The sequence below is a fragment of the Deinococcus sp. genome (assembly GCF_018260405.1).
Lineage (GTDB): Bacteria > Deinococcota > Deinococci > Deinococcales > Deinococcaceae > Deinococcus.
Map to the genome: position 1 here is coordinate 1 of NZ_JAGLBG010000205.1, position 1,529 is coordinate 1,529.

Sequence of the window (1,529 nt, forward strand, 5' to 3'; positions counted from 1 at the left end):
TCAAGTGCGCGGAGGGTGGCGGGCAAGTACTTCGCTTCGTTCCACGCCGGGATGATGACCGTGAATTCCGGCATCCGCACACACTAGCAGGAGAACCTACACTGAGGGCCGAGGCAAAAGCGTGACCAAAACCGATCAACCGAAAAAAAGTGTACTGGAACGCCTTCCGCTGCGGCGCGAACTGGCCGCCGGGGTGGGGGCCGCCGTGCTGGTGCTGATGTTCGCCGAGTTTGTCCGCAGCGGCTTTTATATGGGCTTTCTGGCGCGGGCCAGCGAACACTACGGCCTGACGGCGCTGGCGGTGGGCAGCGCGTGGTCGGCGCACCTGTACACCGACACCCTGATGCGCGGGCCAGCGGGGGTACTTATTCAGCGGTACGGCCCGAAAGTGGTGGTCATGGCGGGCGCGGCGATCTGTCTGGGGGCGCTGGGGCTGCTGACCGTCTCGCACGCGGGCTGGACGCTATTCGTGGTCGCCATCTTGCACGGCGTCGGGTTCTCGCCGATGTGGCCCGCCACCATGAACCTGACCGCCGACGCAGCCAAAGAAGGCTACCAGGGGCGCGTGCTGTCGCTGGTCAGCACCAGCATCATGCCCATGTCGGGCATCGGCCTTTTCGCCTTCGGGATTTTGGCGACCCGCACCGCGCCGCAGAACGTGGTGTTGCTGGCCCTAGTTACCCTGGGCATCGGACTGGCGCTCACGGTGCTGATGCCCCGGCAGCGCCCCGCCCATATTGAACAGGCCAAGAAGGAGGGCAAGGCCAGCCGCAGCGTGCTGCACGCCCTGGCCCCGCTGATGCCCGCCGCGCTGATGCAGACCCTGACCCAATCAATGATCGGCGCGTGGATCTTGTCGATGGCCCCCAAGCTGGGCCTAAGCGACTGGCAGCTGATCGTAGCGCTGGTCATCGGCGGGGCGGTGGCCTTCGGCGCGATGCCCTTTACCGGCAAGTTCGCCGACCGGGGCAAGGCCAGGCAGGCCGTCGCGCTGGGTTACGCCCTGGTGGGGCTGGCGTTCCTGGGCTTTGCCTTCTTGCCGCCGCTGCCAGTCATCTTTGCGCTGGCCCCGGTCGCGGGTCTGGGCTACGCCTTCTTGACCCCCGGCTGGGCCGCCCTGATTACCCAGCTGCTCCCCGAGGCCCAGCGACCGAGCGCCTGGGGCGTGCTGATGACCGTCGAGAGCGCCGGTTTCGCCGCTGGCCCGCTGCTGGGCGGTCTAGCGCTCTCCACGGCGGGGCCTAAGGGTCTGTTCGGGTTGGGCGCCGCTTTGGGCTTCCTGACCGCGCTCGGGTATCTGCTGTTCAAGAAATACTTTCAGCCCTATCCCCAAACTTTTAAGACAGACGGCCCCGGTACGCCTTCCCTTGATCCAGCCCCACCGGACGCCGCCGTCCCAATCCCCAAAGTGGGGCCAGACAGGGCCGACGCCGTGGGAGACCACCGATGAACCGGCGCCCACTCGACTGGCGCCTGGCCCAGCAGGGCCTGCTGCTGGCTCTGCTGAGCGTGCTGGCCGCCGACGGGCT

General features: G+C 67.1%; 1 protein-coding gene. It reads left to right on the top strand.

Annotation, left to right across the window (positions count from 1 at the left end; translation table 11 throughout):
• The first annotated feature begins 121 nt into the window (after window positions 1-121).
• The gene (locus QZ269_RS13060) at window positions 122-1,450 is read left to right on the top strand and encodes an MFS transporter (RefSeq protein ID WP_291427131.1); all 1,329 of its coding nucleotides are present in this window, start codon (window positions 122-124) and stop codon (window positions 1,448-1,450) included.
• Window positions 1,451-1,529: the final 79 nt, after the last annotated feature.